The sequence below is a fragment of the Sciscionella sediminilitoris genome (assembly GCF_000737195.2).
Taxonomy (GTDB): Bacteria; Actinomycetota; Actinomycetes; order Mycobacteriales; family Pseudonocardiaceae; genus Sciscionella; species Sciscionella sediminilitoris.
On record NZ_JALM01000123.1, the window covers coordinates 1 to 24111 of the forward strand.

Sequence of the window (24111 nt, forward strand, 5' to 3'; positions counted from 1 at the left end):
CGGAGATCTCCGAGGAGGAGAAGGCCAAGGCCGCCGAGCGCAAGGCGCGGCACGAGCGCTCCAAGCGGATCGCGGAGAAGCGCCGGGAGAAAGAGGAGGCCGAGGCGGGCCCGATCCCGGAGCGCTCCGACGTGTCCACCGACATCCAGGTGCCCACCCCGCCGTTCTGGGGAACCCGGATCTCCAAGGGTGTTCCGCTCGCGGACTACTCGGGCATGCTCGACGAGCGCGCCACCTTCCTCGGTCAGTGGGGCCTGCGCGGCACCAAGGGCAAGGAAGGGCCGAGCTACGAGGACCTGGTGGAGACCGAGGGCCGCCCGCGGCTGCGCTACTGGCTCGAGCGGCTTTCCACCGACGGGATCCTGCAGCACGCGGCAGCGGTCTACGGCTATTTCCCGTGTGTGGCCGAGAAGGACGACCTCGTCGTGCTCACCGAGGCCGATCCGGACGCGCCCGAGCGCTTCCGGTTCACCTTCCCGCGCCAGCGCAAGGACCGGCACCTGTGCCTCGCGGACTTCTTCCGCCCGCGGGAACTCGCCAAGGAAAAGGGCCAGGTGGACGTGGTCGGGTTCTCCACGGTGACGATGGGCCAGCCGATCGCCGACTACGCCCAGGAGCTGTTCGAGACCAACGCCTACCGCGACTACCTCGAGGTGCACGGGCTCGGTGTGCAGCTGACCGAGGCGCTCGCCGAGTACTGGCACTCCCGGATCCGCGCCGAGCTGACCCTCCCGGACGGCTCCGCGGTGGCCAAGGACGACTCGCAGAACATCGAGGACTTCTTCCGGCTCGGCTACCGGGGCGCCCGGTTCTCGCTCGGTTACGGGGCCTGCCCGAACCTGGAGGACCGCGCCAAGATCGAGGAGTTGCTCGACCCGGAGCGCATCGGGGTGAAGTTGTCCGAGGAACACCAGCTGCACCCGGAGCAGTCCACGGACGCGATCGTCGTGCATCATCCAGAGGCGAAGTACTTCAACACCTGATGCAGTTTCGTGAGGGGAGAGGGGCCAGTTGACGGGACAGGGACTACGGGCCGTGCTGTGGGACATGGACGGCACGCTCGTGGACAGCGAGAAGCTGTGGGACATCCCGCTGCGGGAGATCGCCGAGCACTACGGTGTCCGGCTCTCCGAGCAGCAACGGGCCTCGCTCGTCGGCTCGAACATGGCCGACACCTCGGCCGCGCTGCTCGGATTCGCCGGAGTCGAGGCGACCGAGCAGCGCAAGGCCGAGATCAGTAGCTGGATCACCGAGCGTGTCGCCGAGCTCTTCGCCCAGCCGCTGCCCTGGCGGCCGGGCGCGGCCGAGGCGCTGCGTTCGGTGCGGGAGGCCGGCCTGCGCAGTGCGCTGGTGACCTCCACCCAGCGGGAGACCGCCGAGCTCGCACTGAACACCATCGGCCGGGAGAACTTCGACGTGACGGTGTGCGGTGACGAGGTGGACGGGCTCAACAAGCCGCATCCGGAGCCCTACGCGAAGGCCGCGCGGCTGCTCGGCGTGGATCCGTCCGCGTGTGTCGCCGTCGAGGACTCGTCCGCGGGCAGCGGTTCCGCGCGGGCGGCGGGTGCCGTGGTGCTGGTGGTTCCCTGTGACGCGCCCGTCGAACCGGGGGAGCGCACCGTACTGCGTGACTCGCTCGTCGGGGTGGACGCGGCGGAATTGGCCAGGATCCACGCCGAACACGCTTAGCTACAGCGGGGTGCGCAACTGGCGCTCGGCCAGTTCGTAGAGCACCCGGTACATCCCGTGCCGCTCGATGTTCTCCCGGGAGAACAGCTCAGCGACCGCGAACAGGTCCAGGCGCCTGCCGAGGGTGATCTGTTCGCGGTCGCATCCGCTGCCGCGCGCGATCCCGGTGCCGAAGGGGCCGAGCACGGAACCCAGCCGTTCGAACCGCAGCAGATTGCCGAGGTCGTGCTCGAGCGGGGCGGCACAGGTGAACTCCCAGTCCAGCAGGGCGGCCACGGTGTAATCCTTGCCTTCGCGGCGTAACAGGATGTTCTTCGGGTTCGCGTCGCTGTGCGAGCGGACCGGGCGGTGCAGCAGGTAGTTCATGGTCTCGGCGTAGTCGGCGGCCATGGCCACCCAGCCGGGCGGGGCGGCGGTGATCCGTTCGAGCAGCTGCTCGAACAGCTCCGCGGGCCGGATCGGCCACGGGGTGAACTCCAGCGGGTCCGCACCACGTTTCGCCTCGCCCGCGACCTCCCGCGGCCGAGCCCACACCGTGGCGAAGACGGCACCGATCCGTTCGCCGATGGCCTCGGCCTGGGTCCGGGTGGCGCGGGGGAGCACGGTCGAGGCGAGTTCACCGGGCACCAGGGCGAGCACGGCCCGGTCCGCCTCGGCTGCCAGTACTTCGGGCACCGGTATCCCGTCGGCGGCCGCCTCGCGCAGCGCGGCGAGCTCGGTCCGGGCCGCATCCGGGCCGTCCTTCCAGTGCCGCAGCACCACGGTGCGCTCCCCGTCGGTGACCGCTCGCATGTGATTGGAGTACCCGCCATCGAGCGGCCGGGCGGTCAGATTCCCGCGCAGCCCGGCGGTAGCGAGCAGCGCGGTCTCGGCGTCATCGATCGAGGCGGTCATGGCCACCCAAGTTAGCGCCGAACACGGCATGAAAGACTTGGCCCCCGTGAAGACCTTCGACGAGCTGTTCGCCGAACTGTCCAGCCGGGCCGTGGAGCGCCCGGCCGGCTCCGGAACCGTCACCGCCCTCGATGCCGGGGTGCACGCCCAGGGCAAGAAGGTGCTCGAGGAAGCGGGCGAGGTGTGGCTCGCCGCCGAGCATGAGTCCGATGACGCGCTCGCCGAGGAGATCTCGCAGCTGCTCTACCGCTTGCAGGTGCTGATGCTCAGCCGCGGACTCACCACCGAAGACGTCTACCGCTACCTGTAGGAGCCAAACCGATGTTGCGTGTCGCCGTGCCGAACAAGGGCGCGCTCTCCGCTCCGGCGGCCGAGGTACTGGCCGAGGCCGGGTACCGGCAGCGCTCGGGCCGCGAGCTGACGGTCATCGACCAGGTGAACGAGGTCGAGTTCTTCTTCCTGCGCCCCAAGGACATTCCAGTCTACGTCGGTTCCGGGCAGCTCGATCTCGGGATCACCGGCCGCGATCTAGCCCTCGATTCCGGTGCCGCGGTCGGCGAACGGCTCGCCCTCGGCTTCGGTTCCTCCACGTTCCGCTACGCCGCCCCGGCGGGAAAGCAGTGGACCGTCGAGGAATTGCGCGGGCGCCGGCTCGCGACCTCGTATCCGCGACTGGTGCGGGACGATCTTGCCCGGCACGGTGTCGAGGCGGAGGTGATCCGGCTCGACGGGGCAGTGGAGATCTCCGTGCAACTCGGGGTGGCCGACGCGATCGCGGACGTGGTCGGCTCCGGCCGTACCCTGCGCCAGCACGAACTCGTCGCGTTCGGTGAGCCGATCTGCCGTTCGGAGGCCGTGCTGATCGAGCACTCCGGGGCCGTGGATGACAAAGCGCGCGCCCAGCTCACCGCGCGGATCCAGGGTGTCGTGTACGCCCAGCAGTACCTGATGCTGGACTACGACTGCCCGAGGGCGCTGCTGGACGAGGCGATCGCGATCACGCCCGGGCTGGAGTCGCCGACCGTGGCCCCGCTCGCGGATCCGGACTGGGTCGCGGTGCGCGCGATGATGCCGCGCGGCGAGGCGAACCGGCTGATGGACGAGCTCTCCGCGCTGGGTGCGCGGGCGGTGCTGGCCTTCGACATCCGCTCCTGCCGGATGTAGCCCCTTGACCTCCAGTTAACTGGAGGTGCTTGGCTGGTCGGTATGACGACGACACACGCCTTGACTCCGGGGCAGTTCGACACGGCGGCCGTCGATGTGGACGCGTACCTCGACCGGGTCGGGCTGTCCCGCAGGCCGCCCTCGGCCGCCGCTTTGCACGAGCTCACCGCGGCACATGTGCGGACCTTCCCGTTCGAGAACCTGGATGTGCTGCTCGGGCGGCGGCCGGACCTGGAACTGAGCGCGATCGCGGACAAGCTGCTGCGCCGGGGCCGCGGCGGCTACTGCTACGAGCACGTATTGCTGTTCGCCGCCGTGCTCGAACGCCTGGGTTACCGGACCTGGCGGGTGTTGTCCCGGAGGAAGCCGCAGGGCTCCGGATATCGCACGCATGCCTGCGTGATCGTCGACGTGGAAGGTGTGGAATACCTCGCCGACGCCGGGTTCGGGCTGGGCATGCCGAATCCGATGCGGCTGACCGAGGGGGTGCGGGTCGACCAGTCCGGCAAACCGCACCGGATGATGCTGCACGACGGCGCCTGGACGCTGGAACAGCACGGGCCGCAGGGCTGGATTCCATTGCACGCCTTCGATCTGGAACCGGCCTGGCCCTCGGATTTCGAACTCGCCAACCACTTCATCAGCTCGCACCCGCGCTCGCCGTTCGTGGGCAGGGTCATGGTGTTCCGTACCGAGGCCGAACAGGTGCGCAGCCTGCTGGGGCACACCTTCACCACCGAGTACCCGGACGGGCACACCGAGGAACGCACCGTCAGCACGGCGGAGATGCCGGAACTGCTCGGTTCCCTGGGGATCGCCCTGGACGAGGAGGAATCCGCCGGGATTCTCCGCGCCCTCGCGGGCTAGGAGCTCAGCGTGGGCGGATCATCAGCGGCTGGCTGCCACCGGCCACGTGACCGTGCACGTCGTGCAGCTCGGAGCGGGCCGTGCCCAGGCCGCCGGGCCCGATGGTGGTGCTCGCGTCGAGACCGATCCACTCGCCATCGGGTTCGCGGTGGATGTGCACGGTGAGCGCGGTGTTGATGAACCACCACTGGTCCGGGCGCAGCATGTTGGAGGCGCCGCTGCCGGAGTCGGCGACGGTCATCAGCCGCTGCAGCGGGCTCGGTTCCTCTTCGTCCACGAGCGGGATCCGCTGACGGACCCACAGCGCGGCCGGCCCGGGTTCACCGAAGCCCCCGGTGAGACTGCGCCACTCCATCGCGTCGATGTACCCGCGGCCCCAGCCTTCGGGCATCGGGCTCTCCACGGACTGCTCGACCGGAGCCAGCGGGGCCACCGTGGAAGTGCGCACCGCCTCGCTGTCGCTGGCGATGATGCGCCACGCGGTGGCCCGGGCCACGACCCGGTCCCCGGCGGACAGGTGGGCGGACAGCAGTTCCACGGAACGGCCCGGACGGTCGAGTGAGGCCGAGACGGTGAGTTCCCCGACGGGCACCGGTCCCAGGATGTCCACCGTGATGCTGGCGATCCTGGCATCGAGCTCGCCGGGGACCGCCTCGAGCGCCCTGGTCATCAACGCGGAAGGCGGACCGAGGTGCTGCGCGCCCTCGGTCCAGGGGCCGGTCGTCTCCCATTGTGCGGCGAACCGGTTCTCGTCGAGTTGCTTGAAAAAGGGCATGCGCGGGCTCAGTCCACTTCGATCGCGGCTTGTTCGGCCGGGCTCTCCGGCCAGCCCGGATATTCCGGCGGGGTGCCGCCGAAGGCGGGGCAGCGTGTCTTGTGTTCGCACCAGTCGCACAGCTTGCTCGGGCTCGGCCGGAAGTCCCCGGAATCGCCCGCCCGCCGGATGGCGCCCCAGATCGCCTCGCAGGTCCGTTCGAAGCGGCGCAGCTCGCCCTCCTCGGGGGCGTAGGTGAGTGCCTCGCCGTCCCGCAGATACATCAGCTTGAGCTGGTTGGGCACCTCGCCGCGCAACCGGAGCAGGGCCAGCGCGTAGAACTTCATCTGGAACAGCGCCTTGGCCTCGAACACCGCCCGTGGTGCCGCGCCGGTCTTGTAGTCGACCACGCGCACCTCGCCGGTCGGGGCGACATCCACCCGGTCGACATAGCCGCGCAGCCGGACACCGGAATCCAGCTCGGCTTCCACGAGCAGTTCGCAGGCGTCCGGGTCGAAGCGGCTGGGGTCCTCCATGCCGAAGTAGGTCTCCAGCAGTGGCCGCGCCGACTGCCGCAACTGGTCCAGGCCCGCCTCGTCGAAGAACTCGGTGAGCTCGGGTTCGCGTTCGAGCAGTTCGGTGAGGCAGGGGTCCACGAGCTCGGCCGCCGTGGCGAGGGTGCGCTGGCTCGCCGGGAGGCCGAACAGCCGTTCCAGCACCGCGTGCACCACGGTGCCGCGCACCTGCGCCTCGCTCGGGCGCTCCGGGATGCGGTCGATGGCGCGGAACCGGTAGAGCAGCGGGCACTGCTTGAAATCGGCGGCGCGCGAGGGGGAGAGGGCGATCGACCGCGGCTTGCGCCCGGACTGCCCGGACTGCGTGGTCTCCCCGGTCTGCTCGGCCGTCGTGTTCATGCGGCAACCTTATTCCCCCGCACCGACAATCGGCGTCCAGGCGTGCCGCCGTGCCCTGAAGTGCAGCGCATGACGGGCGTCCCACATCTCGGCGGTTAGGCTGCGTACGTGGCATCATCAGCGAGTGTGACGAGAGTGGTCCCGGATGGCGGCGGCCTGCTGCTGTTCCGGGTACGCGGTGTCCCCGTGCTGCTCTCCGCGACCTGGTGGGTCGGCTCGCTGCTGATCGTGGCCCTGTACACGCCGATCGTGCAGCGGATACTCCCGGGGACCGGGCTGGTGGCCGCGGCGCTGTTCGCGGTCACCTTCGCCGTGCTGCTCGGGATTTCGGTGCTGCTGCACGAACTGGGGCACTGTGTCGTGGCGCTGCGCCTGAACATGGGCGTGCGCCGGATGCGTCTCTCGCTGCTCGGCGGGGCGACGGAGGTGGTGCGGTCACCGCGCCGTCCCGCGCAGGAGGGCCTTGTCGCGGTGGCCGGTCCGGTGGTGTCTCTGGCGCTCGCCGCGGTGTTCGCGGCGCTGTTGCTCGTGGTTCCCTACGGCGGCCCGGCCTGGTTGCTGATCATCGAGTGCGCGGTGGCCAATCTCGCGGTCGGGGTGTTCAACGCGCTGCCCGGGCTTCCCCTCGACGGCGGGCGGATCCTGCGCGCCGGGGTGTGGGCACTGACCGGAAGGCGGACCCTCGGCACCAAGATCGCGGTGGCCGGTGCGGCGGCGATCTCGGTCGCGCTGCTGGCCTGGGCGATCGCCGGGCTGCTCGCGAACAGTGAGGACCGCTGGCTACGGCTCGCGGTGTGCGCGCTGACCGCGTGGTTCGTGATCGCCGGTGCTCGCGAGGAACTGGACTCCGAGGTGCGCTCGGTCTGGCCGGCCGGGCTCACCCTGGGCGAGCTCGTGCGCCCGGTGCTGCAGCTGCCCGCGGAGAGCCCGGTCGCGGACGCGCTCGCCGCTTCCGCGGGCCGCGGTGTGGTGCTGGTGCGCGCCGACGGGATCGCGGCGGGACTGCTGGACGAGACCAGGGCTCAGCAGCTGGCGGCGCACTCGCCGCAGGCCCCCGCGGAGCGTGCGGCGGAATCGGTCGGCGCGGGCAACGTGCTGCTGGACTCCGAGGACGGCGAGGACATCATCGAACGGGTGCGCACCACGGCGGCCTGGCAGTTCCTGGTCCTCGACGAACACGGGCGGCCGTCCGGGGTGCTGCACCGCGCGGACCTGCGTACGGCACTGCACGAGCGCCGCCGCTGAACCGGGCACCGGCGTCTGCGAGGATGGCGCGCGTGCGTACAGGGGTTTTCGTCGAGGGGGACCGGGTCCAGCTGACCGATTCGAAGGGGCGCAAGTACACGCTGGTGCTTCGTTCCGGGGAGAGTTTCCACAGTCATCGCGGCGAGATCCCGCACGACACGGTGCTCGGCAAGCCGGAGGGCTCGGTGGTGCTCTCCGCGAACGGCTCGGAATACCTGGCGCTGCGCCCGCTGCTCGCCGACTACGTGCTCTCCATGCCGCGCGGTGCGCAGGTCATCTACCCCAAGGACGCCGCGCAGATCATCATGTGGGCCGACATCTTCCCCGGCGCGCGGGTGCTCGAGGCGGGTGCCGGTTCCGGGGCGCTGAGCTGCTCGCTGCTGCGCGCGGTCGGCGAGACCGGGCAGGTGTGCTCCTACGAGGTGCGCGAGGACCACGCCGAGCACGCGGAACGCAATGTGCGGGCCTTCTTCGGTGACCTGCCGGAGAACTGGTCGCTGCGGGTCGGTGACCTCGCAGGGCACGAACCGGCCGAGCCTTTCGACCGCGTCGTGCTGGACATGCTCGCGCCGTGGGAGATGCTGGACACCGTGGCGCGCGGGATCGTCGAAGGCGGCGTGCTGCTGGTCTACGTGGCCACGACGACCCAGCTGTCCACGGTGACCGAGGCGCTGCGTGCGCAGGAGTGCTGGACCGAACCACAGGCCTGGGAATCGCTGATCCGGCCATGGCACGTGGTGGACCTCGCGGTGCGCCCGGAGCACCGGATGATCGCGCACACCGCCTTCCTGCTCACCACGCGCAGGCTCGCGGACGGCGTGACCCCGCCGAAGCAGGGTCGCCGCCGCCAGTTGCGCTGAATTCGCCGTACCGGGTGCCGAGGGGGCTCAGGAAGTCGGCGGGAGCGTGGTATCCGGCTCGTCCTGATCCGGGGCGGGTCCGATGTCCTGATCGGGCCCCTCGCCGGAGTCGGCGGAGTCATCCCCGGGAACGGTGAACTCGATCCCGCACAGTTGCCACTGGCCGCCCTTGCGCTGCAGGGAGATCTGGCCGGAGAACCGGTCCTGCGGGATGAGCTTGTCGTAGTCCTTCGGCAGATTGTCGAAGTTCTCGCTGATGTCCGCGACCGCCTGGTTCCTGCCGCGCATGCCGACCTGTTCGAGGGCGTACTGCACCTCGATACGGTCGACCTCCGCCTTCGTGCCCGGCGTGAGCCGAGGGTCGAAGTAGTCGATCGTGCGCAGCATCTCCTCCCGCTGACCGGCGCAGGACAGCGAGGCGAACCCGTCGAGATCGCCCGAGTTGAGGTAGTCGAGCGCGGTGTTGGTGGTGCCCTCCGCGGTGCGGCCCGCGTCCCGGGGGCCCTGCGAGACGACCGGCTCTTTGCGCGGAGTGTGCTTGGTGTCGTCCACGTTGAGGAACCAGCCCGGATAGGCGAAACCCGCGACACCGAAGGCAGCGAGCAGCACCACGACGACGGTTCCGACGCCGAGCAGGAGCCCGGTGCGTCTACGGCGCCCACCAGCCGAAGGCGCGCCGTTGTGCTGCCGAGCTTCCGGCGTGCGATACGGATTCGTCGCCGGTTTCTGCGAGGACATGGCAAAACCCTGGTTGTGCTTGTGGTGCGTGGCTGCGCGGGGCAACGGTATCGTGCCGTCCCGAAGGCCTCGCCGCAGCTCAGCCGAAGCGGGATCGTTAACTGTTATCGAACGAAAACACAAGGTGATCAAGGCCACACGCCCACGAGGTGGGGCAGCTGCCGATCCACCGTGCCCGCAGGAGCCGTGAATACGGCTCTGTGCCCCGCAGTGCACCGCGAATGACCTCGCGGCATCGTCTCGCCAACTGGGCGGTGACGACACCGGCAACATTTGGTACTCACGGGATGTCGGTGATCGCTTGTACCGTAGGGGAAAACAGAGCGGGAGGAGGGTTGCCGATATGCAGCACGACCGCACCGGTGGCCACTACGAAGACGGTGGCTCCCCCGAGGATCAGTTCGCGGACGGCGAGGTCGGCGAATTCGCCGGATCCAGCACGTCCCCGACCCCAGACGCCTCGACCACGAGGGACCCTGCGGCGCAGGTCCGGCTCCTGGAAGAGGAAATCAACCAACTACGACGCAGGCTCGCCGAGTCCCCGCGTCAGTCGCGCGCGCTCGAACAGCGGCTGGCCGAGGCGAACGAGCGGGTCAACCAGTTGACCGAGCGCAACACGAAGCTCGTCGACACCTTGCGTGACGCCCGCAGTCAGTTGCTGGCGCTGCGTGAGGAGGTCGACCGGCTCGCCCAGCCGCCGAGCGGCTACGGCGTCTTCCTCGGCAGGCACGAGGACGGCACGGTCGACGTGTACACCTCGGGGCGCAAGATGCGCGTCGTCGTCTCGCCCGCGGTCGACGGGGAGAGCCTCCGGCTCGGGCAATCGGTGCGGTTGAACGAAGCGCTGACCGTCGTGGAGGCGGGCTCCTTCGAACGTGTCGGCGAGGTGTGCGGGCTGCGTGAGGTGCTGGCCCCGATCGAGCAGGATCAGCCGCACCGGGCACTGATCGTCGGGCACGCCGACGAGGAGCGAGTGGTGCTGCTCGCCGAGTCCATCGAGGCCGATCTGCTCAAGCCCGGCGATTCGCTGCTGGTGGACACCAAGGCCGGTTACGCCTACGAGCGGGTGCCGAAGGCCGAGGTCGAGGATCTCGTGCTGGAGGAGGTCCCGGATGTGCGCTACGAGGACATCGGTGGCCTGTTCCGCCAGATCGAGCAGATCCGGGACGCGGTCGAACTGCCGTTCCTGCACAAGGATCTGTACACCGAGTACGAGCTCACCCCGCCCAAGGGCGTGCTGCTCTACGGTCCGCCCGGCTGCGGTAAGACGCTGATCGCGAAGGCGGTGGCGAACTCGCTGGCCAAGCAGACCGCGGAGAGCTCGGATCCGGACAACCCGACCGCCGCCGCGGAGGCGAAGTCCTACTTCCTCAACATCAAGGGCCCCGAACTGCTCAACAAGTTCGTCGGGGAGACAGAGCGGCACATCCGCACGATCTTCCAGCGGGCGCGGGAGAAGGCCTCGGCGGGTACTCCGGTGATCGTGTTCTTCGACGAGATGGACTCGATCTTCCGCACCCGCGGTTCCGGTGTCTCCTCGGATGTGGAGACCACGATCGTTCCCCAGCTGCTCGCCGAGATCGACGGCGTCGAGGGCCTGGAGAACGTGATCGTGATCGGCGCGTCCAACCGTGAGGACATGATCGACCCGGCGATCCTGCGGCCGGGCCGGCTGGACGTGAAGATCAAGATCGAGCGCCCGGACGCGGAGGCGGCGACCGACATCTTCGCGAAGTACCTGACGAAGTCGCTGCCGATCCACGCCGACGACCTCGCCGAGTTCGGTGGCAATCCGCAGTCCTGCATCGACGCGATGATCCAGCACACCGTCGACCGGATGTACGCCGAGAGCGACGAGAACCGGTTCCTCGAGGTGACCTACGCCAACGGGGACAAGGAAGTGCTGTACTTCAAGGACTTCAACTCCGGCGCGATGATCGAGAACATCGTGGCGCGGGCGAAGAAGACCGCGGTGAAGGCCGTGCTGGAGACCAAGCAGCCCGGCCTTCGCGTGCAGCACCTGCTCGACGCGATCGTGGACGAGTTCGCGGAGAACGAGGATCTGCCGAACACCACGAACCCGGACGACTGGGCGCGCATCTCCGGCAAGAAGGGGGAGCGGATCGTCTACATCCGCACCCTCGTGACCGGGAAGAACGCCGAGTCCGGACGGGCGATCGACACGGCCAACAACACCGGTCAGTACCTTTAAGGAGTGGATCGGTTCGCGATCGGGCTCGCCGCCCTCGGCAGGCCCGCCTACCTCAATCTCGGACGCGAAGGAGCACTTCCGGCCGACCGCACCGTCGAGGCGATGCGGTCGGCCACCTTCGCGGTGCTCGACGAGGCGTACGCGGCGGGTGTCCGTTGGGTGGACGCGGCCCGTTCGTACGGCCTCGCCGAGGAATTCCTCGCCTCCTGGCTCGGCGAGCGCGGTCACCGCGATGTCACCGTGTCCAGCAAATGGGGCTACACCTACGTCGGCGGTTGGCGGCGTACGGCCGAAGTGCACGAGGTCAAGGAGCACAGCCTCACCCGCCTGCGCGAGCAGCTCGCCGAGACCCGGAAACTGCTCGGCGACCGGCTCGATCTCTACCAGGTGCACTCGCTGACCGTGGACAGCCCGCTGTTTGGGGACCCGGGTGTGCTCGGCGCACTCGCGGACTTGGCCGCCGAGGGGGTTCGGCTCGGCTTCTCCACCTCCGGGCCACGCCAGGCCGATGCGGTGCGCAGGGGCCTGGCGCTCGAGGTGGACGGCACACGATTGTTCACCGCGGTCCAGTCGACGTGGAACCTGCTCGAACCCTCGGTGGGTCCCGCGCTCGCCGAAGCGCACGATTCGGGTGCGCTGGTGCTGGTCAAGGAGCCGCTGGCGAACGGAAGGCTCGCGGTGGATCCCCCGGAGCCGGTGCGCGCGGCCGCCGAGCGGGAGCACACGGATCCGGATGTGATCGCCCTGTCCGCGGCGCTCGCGCGGCCGTGGGCCGATCGCGTGTTGCTCGGTCCGGCGAGTACCGGGCAGCTGACCAGCAATCTGCGGGCGGCCGGGCTCGGCGCGGACCTCCGCGAGGACCTTGCCGAGGACCCGGAGCGCTACTGGTCCCAACGGGCGGAACTGACCTGGACCTGACCGCGGCCCGGCCACGATAATCCGCACGAGATGTGATTCACTTCACCTACTCGTGTTACCACGTTCGGGTTCATCAACCCGGAATCGCGCAGAGGAGGGGCCGGGATGTCGATCATGCCGCTGAACGACTCGATGTGGTTGCTCGCCGAGGGGCGCGAGCATCCGATTCATGTCGGCGGGCTCGAACTGTTCCGGCTGCCCCCGGACGCCGGACCCGGTTACGTGGGCGATGTGCACCGCGAGCTGATCAACACCGGTGAGGTCGCCAGGATGTTCCGGCGCACCCCGCGCGCCCCGGTCAACAGCCTCGGTCAGTTCGCCTGGGTCGAGGACGGCGATCTGGACCTGGAGTACCACGTCCGGCTCTCCGCGCTGCCCAAGCCGGGCCGGGTGCGCGAGCTGCTCGAGCTGGTGTCCCGGTTGCACGGAACGCTGCTCGACCGGCATCGTCCGCTGTGGGAGATGCACCTGATCGAAGGGCTCGAGGACGATCGATTCGCGGTGTACACCAAGGTGCACCACTCACTGCTCGACGGCGTCTCGGCGCTTCGGCTGCTGCAGCGCTCGCTGACCTCGGACCCGCAGGCGGACACCGCGACCGCGCCTTTCCAGGCCCGCCCCCGTCCGGCAGGGGAACCCGAGCGCACGACGGCGAGCACGCTGACCGAGCTGCCGCAGCGGCTGAGCAGCCAGGCGAACGAGGTGGTCAGGGCGGTCGGCGATCTGGCCCGGTTCGGTCCCACGCTGGCCGGCAAGATCCGCCGCGGGCTGCGCGAACCCGCCGAGATGCTGCCGTATCAGGCACCGCGCAGCATCCTGAACGTGCCGATCACCGGGGCGCGCCGGTTCGCCGCCCAGGACTGGCCGCTGCACAGGTTGAACGCGGTGCGCAAGGCGACCGGGACGACGATCAACGACGTGGTGCTCGCGATGTGTTCCGGGGCGCTGCGGCACTATCTGCTCGATCTGGACGCGCTGCCGGAGTCACCGCTGGTCGCTGCGGTCCCGGTGTCGATCCGGCGGGACGATTCCGCGCAGGGCAACGCGATCGGCGGCACGCTGTGCGAGCTGGCCACGGATGCGACCGATCCGGCGACCCGGCTGGAGCGGATCGCCGCCTCGATGGCCAGCGGTAAAGAGGCTTTCTCCGGACGTAGCCCGCTCGAGGTGCTGCTGCTCTCGGCCTTCGCGGTCGGCGGGCTCGCGCTGCAGCCGATTCCCGGGGTCCCGGAGCTGACCAGGCCGCCGTTCAACCTGATCATCTCGAACGTGCCGGGGCCGCGGCGCCCGCTCTACTACAACGGCGCCGAGCTCGAGGGCCTGTACCCGGTCTCCATTCCCTACGACGGCCAGGCGCTGAACATCACCTGCGTCAGTTACGCCGATCGGCTCTCGTTCGGCCTCACCGGCTGCCGGCGCAGCGTGCCGCACCTGCAGCGGCTGCTCGGACACCTGGAGACGGCGCTGGTGGAGCTGGAGAAGGCGACCGCTGCTGCTTAGCGGTCCCGGGTTAACCGCCGCCGTGTGCCGCGCTCGCCGCGATGGCGGCCCGGATCGAGGCGATAGCCTTGCGCAGGCTCGGGGCCGCCTCGCCGAGATTGTCCCCGAGCTCGCGGATCAGCCGCTTGTGCTCGCGGCGCTCCGCGCGGGAGAACACACTGCTCAGCTCTCCGGCCGCGGCCAGCACCGCCAGCGCCGCCTCACGCTGGGGCACCGAGGCGGGGTCCAGCTGGTTGAGCACCGGGCGCCGGGCGGTCTCGCGCAGGGTGCTGACCTCGGAATCCCTGGTGACGGTGACCTCGTGCCGGGGAAAGAGGCCGAGCACGCGTGCCGGGGTCACGGTGATCGTGCCCTCGGCGGCGAGCTGGGAGCGGACGGTCGCCTCGGCCGCACGGGTGCGCCGCCGCACCAGCGACCGCCAGGACCGGGGCCGTTCGGCGGGACTGTCCGCGAGCACCTCGGCGAGGAACTGGTCGGCGGGCGGCTTCCCCGGATCCGCGATCGCCTTCCCGTCCGCGTCGGTCAGGTAGCCGTCGATGGTCAGCTCGGCCAGTGCCGCGGCACGCATCAGGTGCCCGCGGAACTGGCCGTTGCTCAGCTTGCCCTTGTCCACGTTGTAGCTGAGTAGGTAGAGCTGCTGCGGCAACGTCTTGCTCATGTCTGATTCCTCCCTGTCGTCGGACCACGGCACATGATTCGGTACCGGGTACCACGGCGCAACCGCGCGCAGCAGTCCCGCGGCTGCGCTCTCGGCGAGCGCGCGGCCCGTGGGTGTGGTCGTCATACCGAATGAGTTCACCGCATCGGGGCCCTCTGGCGTGAGCCGCAATGGTGGTCGGTGGAGGCAACTTTCGTTGTCATTCCGTGCGACCGGAGCATGGTTTCGGGTGGTGACGACCGGGGAAGCGGGTAGCGTCAGCGGCGTGTGTGATGGAGTCGGGCTGCCGTACATGCGGAACAGGTTCGGTCTGGCCGCGGTGCTGGCGGCGATCCTCGCGGTGCACGTCTGGCCGGTGCTGATGGTGTGCACGGTCGGCGCGGAATTCTTCGGCGCGGTCGGGGTGCCCTGGCGTCCGGAACACGGCTACGGCCCGGCGATCGCGATCATGGTGCTGCAGCTGGCCGTCAGCGTGCTGATCTTCCTACCCAATGTGCCCCGCGAATGGCTGATGCTCGCGCTGCTGGGGACCGCGCTGCTCGGGCTCGGCTGTTCGCTGCTGTTCCCCTCCTGGGTGCCGCCGATGACCAACGGCACCAATATCTGGATCAACATCGCCTGTTCGCATATCGGCTGGACGCTGGCGTACTTCGGCTGGCGCGGCCGGTTCGGGTACCTGATCATCCCGATGCTGGCGCTGCTGAACGTGCTCGCGATCCGGGTGTGGGCGCTGGACTGGTCCACGCTGGCCACCGGGGTGCTGATGGCGACGGCCCCGACGCTGCTCGGGCTGTTCCTCGGATACCGGGTGCGCACCGTGCACGCGCTGCGGGAACGGGCCGAGCGAGCGGACCGGGAGCGCCAGTTGCTCGCCGAGCAGGCTCGCGCGGACGAACGGGTGAAGCTGGCGGGGGAGATGCACGATGTGGTCACCCATCGGCTGAGCCTGATGGTGCTGCAGGCGGGTGCCCTCGGGGTGACCGCGGGGGATGAACAGACCCGTGCCGCCGCCGAGGAACTGCGCGCCGCGGGCTGCGAGGCGCTGGAGGAACTGCGCGATCTGATCGGGGTGCTGCGCTCGCCCGCCGAGGAACGGGACCGGGTCACGGACGACGGCGCCCGGCCGCCCTCGCTCACCGAACTCGTGGAGGGATCCCGGGCGGTGGGCCTGGATGTGTCCCTCACGGAGAACGGTAGCCGCGCGCACGTCTCCCCGGTGGTCGGCAGGACCGCGTACCGGATCGTGCAGGAAGGGCTGACGAACGTGCACAAGCACGCGCCCGGTGCCCGCACCGAGGTGACGGTGGACTACGAACGGGAACGGCTGCGTCTGCGGGTACGCAACGCCGCGCCGTCCGCGGTGGCGCACAATCCACTGCCCGCGACCGGTTCCGGATCCGGGCTGCGCGGGCTGCGCAGGCGGGTCGAGCTGGTGCACGGGCGCCTCGATGCGGTGCCCGACGGCGAGGGTGGATTCCTGCTGGAGGCGGTGCTTCCGGCCTATGTGCCGACCGAGAAGGCGAAGGAGCTGGTATGACGATCGGTGTCGTCGTCGTGGACGACGAGCCCATGGTGTGCGCCCACCTGCGCACCATCCTCGGCAGTGCGGCGGACATCGAGGTGCTCGGCACCGCGCAGGACGGCGCCGAGGCGGTGGAGGTCGTGGTGCGCACCGAGCCGCGGGTGGTGCTCATGGACCTGCGGATGCCCGGAGTGGACGGGCTCACCGCGATCGAACGGATCACCGCGCTCGCCGCTCCGCCCGCGGTGGTCGCGCTCACCACGTTCGATGCGGACTCCTACGTGCTGCGCGCCCTCAAGGCCGGGGCCGCCGGATTTCTGGTGAAATCCACCCCTCCGGAGGATCTGATCAACCTCGTGCGGGTGGCCGCGGACGGGCACACCGTGCTCTCCCCCTCGGCGGCCGCACGCCTCGTGGGCAACTCCAGCGGCGAGTACGAGGCGCGGAACCGGGCCCGGGACCAGCTCGGCGCGCTCTCCGAGCGCGAGCTCGAAGTGCTCACCTGCCTCGGCGAGGGGATGTCCAACGCACAGATCGCCGGTCGGCTCTACCTTTCCGAGGCCACCGTGAAGGGGTACATCTCGCGGATGCTCGTCAAGATCGACTGCGCGAATCGAACCCAGGCGGGGTTGCTCGCACACCAGGCCGGTTTGGTAGGTTAGGTTAACCTAACCGAGTCCGAGCCTGCTGGAGGTGATCGATGACCACCCCGGTCGATGTGCGCGCGCCCGATATGCCGTTCGTGTTGTTCGACGTCGAGGTCGCCGAGATCGAGGAGGTGACGCCGCATCTGCGTCGTGTCGCGTTCACCGCGCCCGATCTGGACCAGATGACCTGTGCGGGCCGGGACCAGCGGGTCAAGCTGTTCTTCCCGTTGCCCGGTCAGGACCGTCCGGTGGTGCCGGTCGGACGGGAATGGTTCCACGACTACCGGGCGATCCCGGCCGAACATCGCCCGCCGATCCGCACGTACACCATCCGGCGGTTCGACCGGTCGCTGCGGATGGCCTGGATCGAGTTCGTACTGCACGAGACCGGTGACCAGCCGTGCGGGCCCGCGAGTTCCTGGATCGAGTCGGCGCGGCCGGGGGACCGGGTCGCGCTGCTGGCCCCGAACGCGCGTTGCGCGCAGATCGGCGGCTGGGAATACGCCCCGCCGAGGGAAGCGGACTATTCGCTGCTCATCGGGGACGAGACGGCGCTTCCCGCGATCGCGGCGATCCTGGAAGGCCTCGACCCGGATGCGGTCGCGCACGTGGTCCTCGAAGTCGGAACGCGGGCGGATGTGCCACCGCTGCACAGTGCGGCGAAGGTGGAGATCGACGTCGTGACCAGGTCCGGCGCCGCGCCCGGCGATCCCGCGGTGCTGCTCGAGGCACTGCGGCGGGCCGAACTGCGCCCCGGAAGGCCGTACGTGTGGCTCGCGGGGGAGTCGGCGATGGTGCGCGGGGTCCGCAGGCACCTCGTCGGTGAGCGCGGGATCCCGAAGGGGGATATCTATTTCTCCGGATATTGGAAGCTCGGCAGCGCTATCGAATAGCGCACCGACCCACGGTTCGCGGGGGAGAAAGCATTCGGGCGGGAATTCGGTGATCGAATTCCCGCCCGAACGTCGTTTGTCTCAGTTGGTGCCGGTGTGCTTGGCGATCAGCTCGCCGAGCTTGGGGACCGCGACCGTGACGTGCTTTTTGCCCTGCGGGCGCAGCATGCCGTAGGCCTTCTTGATGGTGCCCCGGTTGCTGCGCTCGGCACGGTCGTCGGTGAGACCGAGCAGCGCCTCGGAGATCTCGTCCTGCCTCGACTCGAAGTAGCTGGAAAGACCCGCACCGTTGCCCGCGGACTTGTAGTCGGCGTAGAACGGCTGCAGCCGGCTGGTCAGCTCCGGGAGCAGGTCCTTGACGGCCTCGTCGATCATGTTCGGCTTGAGCTTCTGCACCATTTTGTAGGCGCTTTTCACGGTGAGTCCCGTAGCTCCCGATTTCGAGGCCACTTCGTCGTCGACGAGTTGGCGGCAATCTGAAACAAACTCGGGGTACTGCGGCGAATCGACCAGTTGCGTACGAAGATCCTCTGGCACCGAGTCTATTCCTTTCGTGTGCTTGTTCGCGTGCTCTATTGAGCGTTGGGTGACCATAGCGGGTCGGCACCCGATCGTGTCCTCGGGGGATACCCAAGCTCGCCTGGGTAGCATCTCCTACTGTGTTGGGCACGCTTGCCGCCGAGGACTTCCACTGCGCCCCGTGCGCGCTCTCCTATGCCGAGCTCGGGGTACCGGAGGCCGTGCGGATCATCGGGGAGGTGCCGGTGAACGCCCGGGCCGCGCTCGAGGCGACGCCCGCGCCGGTGCTGCGCCGCCGCCCGGAGCCCGGGATCTGGTGTGCGCTCGAATACGCCTGCCATCTGCGGGACGTCTACGTCACGTCCACGATCCGGCTCTACCGCACCAGGACCGAGGACCGGCCGGTACTGGAACCCATGCTCAACGACCTGCGCGCGGCGCGATTCCAGTACGCGGGGACGATTCCCGAGGCGGTGCTCGGCGAGCTCGAGGCAGCCGTGGACGGATGCCTCGCCGAGATCGAACGGGTGCGGGACTGGGACCGGACGGCGAGCCGGCTACCCGGCGAGGTGCGCGGGACCCGCTGGCTCGTCCGTCAGGCCGCGCACGAGGGAGTCCATCACGTGCGCGATATCCGCGAGGTCAGTCGCTCAGCTCCCGAACCGCCTCGACCAGCTTGACCTTTTCCGCCGTGGTGCCCGCCATGGGCGTCAGGTGGATCGTGGTCGCCCCGGCCTCGGCGAAGGCCGCGAGCCGCTCCTTGACGAAGGAACGGGGGCCGATCAGCGAGATGTTCCTGGCCAGTTCGTCCGGAACGGCGGCAGCGGCGGCCTCCTTGTTCCCGGCGAGGTAGAGGTCCTGGATCTGCTCGGCTTCCTTCGCGTAGCCGTAGCGGCAGGCGAGGTCGTTGTAGAAGTTCTTGCCCTTGGCGCCCATTCCGCCGATGTAGAGTGCCAGCGCCGGTTTCACCGCCTCGAGCAGGTGATCGACGTCCTCCCCGATGGCCAGCGTCGCGCTCGCGTGCACGGCGAGCTCACCGAGCTCGGGATCGCGCTTCTGCTTGCCCTTGCTCAGGGACTCGCCCCACACCTCGTTCGCCCGCTCCGGCAGGAAGAAGATCGGCTGCCAGGCCTCGGCGATCTCGGCGGTCAGTTGCACGTTCTTCGGGCCGATCGCGGCGATCAGCACCGGGATCCGGTCCCGCACCGGGTGGTTGATCAGCTTAAGCGGCTTGCCGAGACCGGTTCCCTGGTCCGCGGGAAGCGGGATCTGGTAGTACTTGCCGTCGTAGGTGAGCCGCTCGCGGCGCCACACCTTGCGGCAGATCTCGACCAGTTCGCGGGTACGGCCGAGCGGCGCGTTGTAGGGCACGCCGTGGAATCCCTCGATCACCTGCGGGCCGGAGGCGCCGAGGCCGAGTACGAACCGGCCGTCGCTGACGAAGTCCAGCCCGGCCGCGGTCATCGCGGTCAGTGAAGGGGTCCGGGTGTAGATCTGGAAGATCCCGGAGGCGAGCTCCATCCGGGTGGTCCGGGCTGCGAGATAGCCGAGCTGGCTGACCGCGTCGAAGGAATAGGCTTCGGGGACGAACGCGATGTCGAGTCCCGCCTGTTCGAGGGCGCTCATCTCCTCGACCGCTTCGGAGAACCCACCGCTGTAGCTCATTGCCATGCCGAAGCGCATCGGATCACCCTTACTGCTCTACATACGTTCCAGTCGGTTTGTTCGTCACGCTAACCCACCATGCCTGCCTTGGAAACATCGCGCCGCTCACCACGGGCGGGCGGGCATTGCCGACCTGCTCCCGGGGCGGCAGGATCCCGTATGCGGGCGTGATGCAGGTCACCGAGAATTGTTCGGGGTGATTTCCGGTGCACCTGTCGATCCGGATCGGGCCCGTTCGACGCCTTGGTATCCGGGCCCGGCCACTGGGGACGGGCCACAACGAAAGGTAGGGCGAGATGCGATTCCTGATGTTCGTGCACGCCGATGAGCACAGCGAGGCCGGGGAGCTCCCTTCGGAGCAGGACGTCGCGCGGATGGGGGCGTACAACGAGGAACTGGCGAAGGCCGGTGCGCTACTCGCGGCCGAGGGGCTGTACCCGAGTTCGCGGGGCAAGCGCGTGGTGTTCGACGGTGACGGGAAGCCGACGGTGGTGGACGGTCCGTTCGCGGAGAGCAAGGAACTCATCGCGGGTTTCTGGCTGCTCCAGTTCAAGGACTGGGATGAAGCGCTCGAATGGGCGAGGCGCTGCCCCGGGGAGGGTGGTGTCGTGGAGCTCCGGCAGATCTTCGAGGCCGAGGACTTCGAGCAGAACTACTCACCGGAGATCCGTGCACAGGAGGAGCGGTTGCGCGCGGCCGTCGTCGAACAGAACCAGGGGCGGTGACCGGGGAACCGGCACCGGAAAGGACTGCGATGCGATTCATGGTGATCCGCAAGGCGGACGAGGAGACCGAGACCGGAGTGCAGCCCGAGCAGGAGTTGTACGAGGCGATGGAGGAGTTCAACCGCAAGACCCCGGAAGGTGTGCGGTTCCTCGGTGGGGACGGGCTGCATCCGAGCGCGCGGGGCGCCCGGGTTGAGTTCGACGGCGGGAAACCGAGGGTGCTGGACGGGCCGTTCGCGGAGACGAAGGAGCTCATCGCGGGCTACAGCCTGATCGAAGCTCCCTCGCTCGCCGCGGCCATCGAATGGGTCAAGGGCTGGCCGGAACTGGACGCGCACGGTGCCGCGCGGCTGGAGATCCGGCGGATCTACGAGTTCGAGGAACTCGGCCTCACCGCGCTGGAGGGCTGAGGCCGGTAAGCCGGTTGCCGCCTGGTGCGCTGTGCTGCTGAGATGACCGCATGAGCGAATCGGAAGCACCGGGCTCGGACGCGCGTGCGCGCGTCCGAGCCCGGATCGACGCCGTGTGGCGCATCGAGTCGGCCCGGCTGATCGCCGGGCTGGCCCGGATGGTGCACGATGTCGGTCTCGCCGAGGAGCTCGCCCAGGACGCTCTGGTCGCGGCGCTCGAACAGTGGCCGGAATCCGGGGTGCCGGACAATCCGGGGGCGTGGCTGATGACGACCGGGAAGCGGCGCGCCATCGACCGCTTCCGCCGGGACGAGCGGTTCGCCGCGAAGCTCGGGGAGCTCGGCCGGGATCTGGAGCAGGAGCCCGGCGAACCGGACGACACACTGGACGCGCATTTCGGGGACGATCTGCTCGGGCTGGTGTTCACCGCATGCCATCCGGTGCTCGCACCGCAGGCCAGGGTCGCCCTGGTGTTGCGCATGCTGGGTGGGCTGAGCACGAAGGAGATCGCCCGTGCCTACCTGGTGTCCGAATCGACGATGGCGCAGCGGATCGTCCGCGCGAAGCGAACCCTGACCAAGGAGCGGGTGCGGTTCACGGTGCCGGGCCAGGAGCAGCTGCACGACCGGCTCGATTCGGTCCTCGAGGTGGTGTACCTGATCTTCAACGAGGGCTATTCGGCGACCGCGGGCGATGACTGGATGCGTCCCGCGCTGTGCGAGGAGGCGCAGCGGCTCGGCCGGATGCTGGCCACCCTGCTCCCCGGAGAGCCGGAGGTGCACGGACTGATCGCGCTGCTGGAGTTGCAGGGTTCCCGGACGGCTGCGCGGCTCGGACCGCGGGGTGAGCCGGTCCTGCTGCTCGATCAGGATCGCGGACGATGGGACCGGTTACTGATCGGCCGGGGCCTCGAAGCACTCGGCCACGCGGTGGAACTGGCCGCGGAACCAGGCCCGTACACCCTGCAGGCCGCGATCGCCGCCTGTCACGCGCGCGCCGTCACCGCGGAGGAAACCGACTGGGCGCGTATTGCCGCCCTGTACGAGCAGCTGGCTCGCCGGACCGGTTCGCCGGTCGTGGAGCTCAACCGCGCGGTGGCGCTCGGCATGGCCTACGGACCAGAGGCCGGTCTGGGGCTGGTGGACGAGCTGCGTTCCGATCCCGCGCTGCGGGACTACTACCTGCTCGCCAGTGTGCGCGGGGATCTGCTGGCGAAACTCGGCCGGGCGGCGGAGGCCCGTGCCGAATTCGCGCGTGCCGCGGAACTGACCGGCAACGCCGCCGAGCGGGCGGTGATGCGCGAGCGGGCGGAGAGCACGGTCTGAGGCGGGGCCTGGTGATGCTCATTCGGAGATGTCCGTGTCCTGAGGGCAGGGCGTGGAAACCGAACCACCCGCCCCCTCGCCGGTGAACTCGATGAGACCGGGTTCCAGGAGATCGACGGCATCGCTGTCCCAGAGGTCCACATCGACGACCCGCCATCGCCCGGTCGTCAGCGGCATCCCGGCCATCTCCCCGCTCCTATCGCACGCCGCGCGGCCGGAACTGGATGCTGATCCGGGGGCCGACCGCGCGAGACGTCTTGGGGATGGCGTGTTCCCAGGTCCGCTGACAGGACCCGCCCATGACGACGAGATCGCCGTGTCCGAGCGAACGGCGGACCGGCGAACCCACTCCGGGATCGCGTGGCCGCAGCAGCAGGGTGCGCGGGGCGCCGACGGACAGGATCGCGACCATGGTGTCCTCCCGCGCGCCGCGCCCGATGGTGTCGCCGTGCCAGGCCACGCTGTCCGCCCCGTCGCGGTAGTAGCACAGTCCCGCCGTGCAGAACGGTTCGCGAAGCTCGTCGAGATAGTGCGCGGTCAGCAGGGCGCGCGCGTCGCCGAGGCAGGGATCCGGTAGCTCGTCGTGCTCCTCGTAGAAGCTGAGCAGCCGGGGAACCGACACCACCCGGTCGTACATGACCCGGCGCTCGGCGTGCCAGGGCACATCCGAGGCGAGCCGGTCGAACACCTCGTCCGCCCCGCTGAGCCAGCCGGGAAGCAGGTCGATCCACGCCCCGTCGCCCAGTTCGGTGCGCCGCGCCTGCTCCAGCGGCCGCAGGCCGACCGCTTCCTCCGTGCCGAACAGGGAACCCTGCAACATCGCCGTCATAACACCAGTGTACACGAATTATTCGAACACAGGTTCGAATGACGGTGCTTCACTCGATCGAACGAGCTCAGCCCTTGGCTTGCTTGGCCGCCGCCTTCGCTGCCTTCTTGTAGGCCCGCACCTCACCGAGCGAATCGGCGTCCACGACATCGGCGATCGAGTAGCGGGCGCCCTGTTCGCCGTACCCGCCCGCGGCTTCGCGCCAGCCCGCGGCCTGGAGCCCGAACTGCTTGCCGAGCAGGGCGAGGAAGATGCGCGCCTTCTGCTCGCCGAAGCCGGGCAGCGCCTTGAGCCGGGTGAGCACTTCCTTGCCGCTCGGCTCGCCCCGGGTCCAGATGGCTTCGGCGTCGCCGTCGTAGTCCTCCACGATGGCCTGGCACATCGCCTGGATGCGCTTGGCCATGGAACCGGGGAACCGGTGCACGGCGGGCGGGGTGGCGCAGATGCCGGCGAACTCGTCCGGGTCCATGGCGGCTATCCGGCCGGTGTCGAGGGCGCCGAGCCGGTCGAGCAGCTTCTTGGGCCCGGCGAACGCGGTCTCCATCGGCACCTGCTGGTCCAGCAGCATGCCGGTGAGCAGGGCGAGTGGATCGGTGGCGAGCAGGGCGTCGGCCGCCGGCTCACCGACGAGGTACACGGTGCGCGTCATGGGTCCATGATCGCACGTATCGGGTGCGGTGCCCGGGTCAAACCCGGCCGTAGGCGTGCTGGATCCGTAGCCGGAGTACCAACCGGCGATCGGCGACCATGGCGGCGCGGTAATCCGCCCAGTCGGGGTGCTCGCCGAGGATGTCGCGGTAGACCCGGACGAGCTCCTCGACGGTCGTGTCCTCCGGGCTCTCGGCGACGGGACTGAGCTCAGCCGTCACATCGAGGGCCGTGTAGGACCAGCCGTCCTCGCTGGCCACGTGGAAACCGGCGCGTGGATCGCGGCGCAGGTTGGCCACCTTCGCGAGGCTGGTGATCGTGGAAACGCGCAGCAGGCGCTCCTCGGGATAGAAGGCGTAGTTGACCGTGGACAGCTGCGGGGTTCCGGCGCGCCGGAGGGTGGCCAGCACTCCCTGGTCCCTGCGGGCCACGAGGGCGAGGTAATCGGCTTCGCTGGGCATATCCGCAAACCTAACCTTCACGGGAACCATGCGCCATCAGCGGAGAATGATGTT

At 69.2% G+C, this 24111-nt stretch carries 28 protein-coding genes; 17 read left to right on the forward strand and 11 right to left on the reverse strand.

The annotated features are described in order from the left end of the window. Both AD72_RS32280 and AD72_RS32285 read left to right on the forward strand, forming a co-directional pair. Window positions 1-983 (forward strand): vitamin B12 dependent-methionine synthase activation domain-containing protein (locus AD72_RS32280; RefSeq protein ID WP_031470429.1); only part of this gene is annotated, 983 nt, incomplete at its 5' end. Between the two features lie 64 nt (window positions 984-1047). Then, on the forward strand, window positions 1048-1689 hold the full coding sequence (locus AD72_RS32285) for an HAD family hydrolase (RefSeq protein WP_037348107.1): 642 nt from the start codon (window positions 1048-1050) through the stop codon (window positions 1687-1689). On the opposite strand, the gene AD72_RS32290 is transcribed toward AD72_RS32285, so the two are convergent. Next, on the reverse strand, window positions 1690-2583 hold the full coding sequence (locus AD72_RS32290) for a phosphotransferase family protein (RefSeq protein WP_031470431.1): 894 nt from the start codon (window positions 2581-2583) through the stop codon (window positions 1690-1692). 46 nt (window positions 2584-2629) lie between these two features. Between AD72_RS32290 and AD72_RS32295 the strand changes: the two genes are divergently transcribed. From AD72_RS32295 to AD72_RS32305, 3 genes are read left to right on the forward strand one after another with little or no spacing between them, the layout of a single operon-like run. Next, window positions 2630-2893 (forward strand): phosphoribosyl-ATP diphosphatase, encoded by a 264-nt coding sequence (locus AD72_RS32295; protein ID WP_031470432.1) that lies wholly within the window; start codon window positions 2630-2632, stop codon window positions 2891-2893. Window positions 2894-2904: 11 nt separating this feature from the next. Next, window positions 2905-3747 carry an ATP phosphoribosyltransferase gene (gene hisG / locus AD72_RS32300; RefSeq protein WP_031470433.1) on the forward strand — a complete coding sequence of 281 codons (843 nt, stop codon included), beginning with the start codon at window positions 2905-2907 and terminating at the stop codon, window positions 3745-3747. Between the two features lie 42 nt (window positions 3748-3789). Then, entirely contained in the window at window positions 3790-4614 is an 825-nt protein-coding gene (locus AD72_RS32305) for an arylamine N-acetyltransferase family protein (RefSeq protein ID WP_031470434.1), read from the forward strand. Window positions 4615-4618: 4 nt separating this feature from the next. Here AD72_RS32305 and AD72_RS32310 read toward each other — a convergent pair whose 3' ends face one another. Together AD72_RS32310 and AD72_RS32315 are read right to left on the reverse strand one after the other, a co-directional pair. Then, the gene (locus AD72_RS32310) at window positions 4619-5389 is read right to left on the reverse strand and encodes a thioesterase family protein (protein ID WP_031470435.1); all 771 of its coding nucleotides are present in this window, start codon (window positions 5387-5389) and stop codon (window positions 4619-4621) included. A gap of 8 nt (window positions 5390-5397) precedes the next feature. Next, window positions 5398-6282, reverse strand: coding sequence for a RecB family exonuclease (locus tag AD72_RS32315; protein ID WP_031470436.1), 885 nt, complete (start codon window positions 6280-6282; stop codon window positions 5398-5400). Between the two features lie 135 nt (window positions 6283-6417). Here AD72_RS32315 and AD72_RS32320 point away from each other — a divergent pair, with 135 nt between their 5' ends. Then, a complete protein-coding gene (locus AD72_RS32320) occupies window positions 6418-7527 on the forward strand; it encodes a site-2 protease family protein (RefSeq protein ID WP_031470437.1) in 1110 nt (369 codons plus the stop codon). A gap of 23 nt (window positions 7528-7550) precedes the next feature. Next, complete coding sequence (locus AD72_RS32325; RefSeq protein WP_031470438.1) at window positions 7551-8387, forward strand: tRNA (adenine-N1)-methyltransferase; 837 nt, start codon at window positions 7551-7553, stop codon at window positions 8385-8387. A gap of 27 nt (window positions 8388-8414) precedes the next feature. Here the strand turns inward: AD72_RS32325 and AD72_RS32330 are convergent, their stop codons facing one another. Continuing rightward, complete coding sequence (locus AD72_RS32330) at window positions 8415-9125, reverse strand: hypothetical protein (RefSeq protein ID WP_156365477.1); 711 nt, start codon at window positions 9123-9125, stop codon at window positions 8415-8417. Between the two features lie 343 nt (window positions 9126-9468). On the opposite strand from AD72_RS32330, the gene arc reads away from it, so the two are divergent. The 3 genes from arc (at window position 9469) to AD72_RS32345 (ending at window position 13755) form a co-directional block, all read left to right on the forward strand. Then, window positions 9469-11337, forward strand: a complete 1869-nt coding sequence (arc, locus tag AD72_RS32335; RefSeq protein WP_031470440.1) for a proteasome ATPase — start codon at window positions 9469-9471, stop codon at window positions 11335-11337. A gap of 3 nt (window positions 11338-11340) precedes the next feature. After that, the gene (locus AD72_RS32340; protein ID WP_031470441.1) at window positions 11341-12255 is read left to right on the forward strand and encodes an aldo/keto reductase; all 915 of its coding nucleotides are present in this window, start codon (window positions 11341-11343) and stop codon (window positions 12253-12255) included. A 105-nt stretch (window positions 12256-12360) separates the two neighbouring features. Continuing rightward, window positions 12361-13755, forward strand: coding sequence for a WS/DGAT/MGAT family O-acyltransferase (locus tag AD72_RS32345; RefSeq protein WP_031470442.1), 1395 nt, complete (start codon window positions 12361-12363; stop codon window positions 13753-13755). A 10-nt stretch (window positions 13756-13765) separates the two neighbouring features. Here AD72_RS32345 and AD72_RS32350 read toward each other — a convergent pair whose 3' ends face one another. After that, window positions 13766-14413 (reverse strand): GOLPH3/VPS74 family protein, encoded by a 648-nt coding sequence (locus AD72_RS32350; protein WP_031470443.1) that lies wholly within the window; start codon window positions 14411-14413, stop codon window positions 13766-13768. Between the two features lie 265 nt (window positions 14414-14678). On the opposite strand from AD72_RS32350, the gene AD72_RS32355 reads away from it, so the two are divergent. From AD72_RS32355 to AD72_RS32365, 3 genes are read left to right on the forward strand one after another with little or no spacing between them, the layout of a single operon-like run. After that, entirely contained in the window at window positions 14679-15950 is a 1272-nt protein-coding gene (locus tag AD72_RS32355; RefSeq protein WP_197285141.1) for a sensor histidine kinase, read from the forward strand. Next, window positions 15947-16597: a response regulator transcription factor gene (locus AD72_RS32360; protein ID WP_031470445.1), complete on the forward strand. Its 651-nt coding sequence runs from the start codon at window positions 15947-15949 to the stop codon at window positions 16595-16597. Before AD72_RS32355 ends, AD72_RS32360 begins: the two co-directional genes overlap by 4 nt. A 38-nt stretch (window positions 16598-16635) precedes the next feature. After that, window positions 16636-17475 (forward strand): siderophore-interacting protein, encoded by an 840-nt coding sequence (locus AD72_RS32365; protein ID WP_051899249.1) that lies wholly within the window; start codon window positions 16636-16638, stop codon window positions 17473-17475. 81 nt (window positions 17476-17556) lie between these two features. Here the strand turns inward: AD72_RS32365 and AD72_RS38280 are convergent, their stop codons facing one another. After that, window positions 17557-18126: a DUF6918 family protein gene (locus AD72_RS38280; protein WP_425480794.1), complete on the reverse strand. Its 570-nt coding sequence runs from the start codon at window positions 18124-18126 to the stop codon at window positions 17557-17559. Window positions 18127-18134: 8 nt separating this feature from the next. Here AD72_RS38280 and AD72_RS32375 point away from each other — a divergent pair, with 8 nt between their 5' ends. Beyond that, window positions 18135-18674 (forward strand): DinB family protein, encoded by a 540-nt coding sequence (locus AD72_RS32375; protein WP_031470448.1) that lies wholly within the window; start codon window positions 18135-18137, stop codon window positions 18672-18674. On the opposite strand, the gene AD72_RS32380 is transcribed toward AD72_RS32375, so the two are convergent. After that, entirely contained in the window at window positions 18637-19677 is a 1041-nt protein-coding gene (locus tag AD72_RS32380) for an LLM class F420-dependent oxidoreductase (RefSeq protein WP_031470449.1), read from the reverse strand. The two genes, AD72_RS32375 and AD72_RS32380, sit on opposite strands and share 38 nt — an antisense overlap. Before the next feature lie 278 nt (window positions 19678-19955). Between AD72_RS32380 and AD72_RS32385 the strand changes: the two genes are divergently transcribed. The 3 genes from AD72_RS32385 to AD72_RS32395 are packed head-to-tail and all read left to right on the forward strand — an operon-like array spanning window position 19956 to window position 22119. Next, entirely contained in the window at window positions 19956-20384 is a 429-nt protein-coding gene (locus tag AD72_RS32385) for a YciI family protein (RefSeq protein WP_031470450.1), read from the forward strand. Window positions 20385-20413: 29 nt separating this feature from the next. Further along, window positions 20414-20794, forward strand: coding sequence for a YciI family protein (locus tag AD72_RS32390; RefSeq protein ID WP_231645097.1), 381 nt, complete (start codon window positions 20414-20416; stop codon window positions 20792-20794). 50 nt (window positions 20795-20844) lie between these two features. After that, the gene (locus AD72_RS32395) at window positions 20845-22119 is read left to right on the forward strand and encodes an RNA polymerase sigma factor (RefSeq protein WP_031470452.1); all 1275 of its coding nucleotides are present in this window, start codon (window positions 20845-20847) and stop codon (window positions 22117-22119) included. 18 nt (window positions 22120-22137) lie between these two features. Here AD72_RS32395 and AD72_RS36915 read toward each other — a convergent pair whose 3' ends face one another. From AD72_RS36915 to AD72_RS32410, 4 genes are all read right to left on the reverse strand, one after another. Next, window positions 22138-22305, reverse strand: coding sequence for a hypothetical protein (locus AD72_RS36915; RefSeq protein WP_156365478.1), 168 nt, complete (start codon window positions 22303-22305; stop codon window positions 22138-22140). A 10-nt stretch (window positions 22306-22315) separates the two neighbouring features. Beyond that, on the reverse strand, window positions 22316-22948 hold the full coding sequence (locus AD72_RS32400) for an alpha-ketoglutarate-dependent dioxygenase AlkB (protein ID WP_031470453.1): 633 nt from the start codon (window positions 22946-22948) through the stop codon (window positions 22316-22318). Window positions 22949-23015: 67 nt separating this feature from the next. Further along, entirely contained in the window at window positions 23016-23597 is a 582-nt protein-coding gene (locus AD72_RS32405) for an HhH-GPD-type base excision DNA repair protein (protein WP_031470454.1), read from the reverse strand. 37 nt (window positions 23598-23634) lie between these two features. Further along, complete coding sequence (locus AD72_RS32410; protein WP_031470455.1) at window positions 23635-24057, reverse strand: PPOX class F420-dependent oxidoreductase; 423 nt, start codon at window positions 24055-24057, stop codon at window positions 23635-23637. Window positions 24058-24111: the final 54 nt, after the last annotated feature.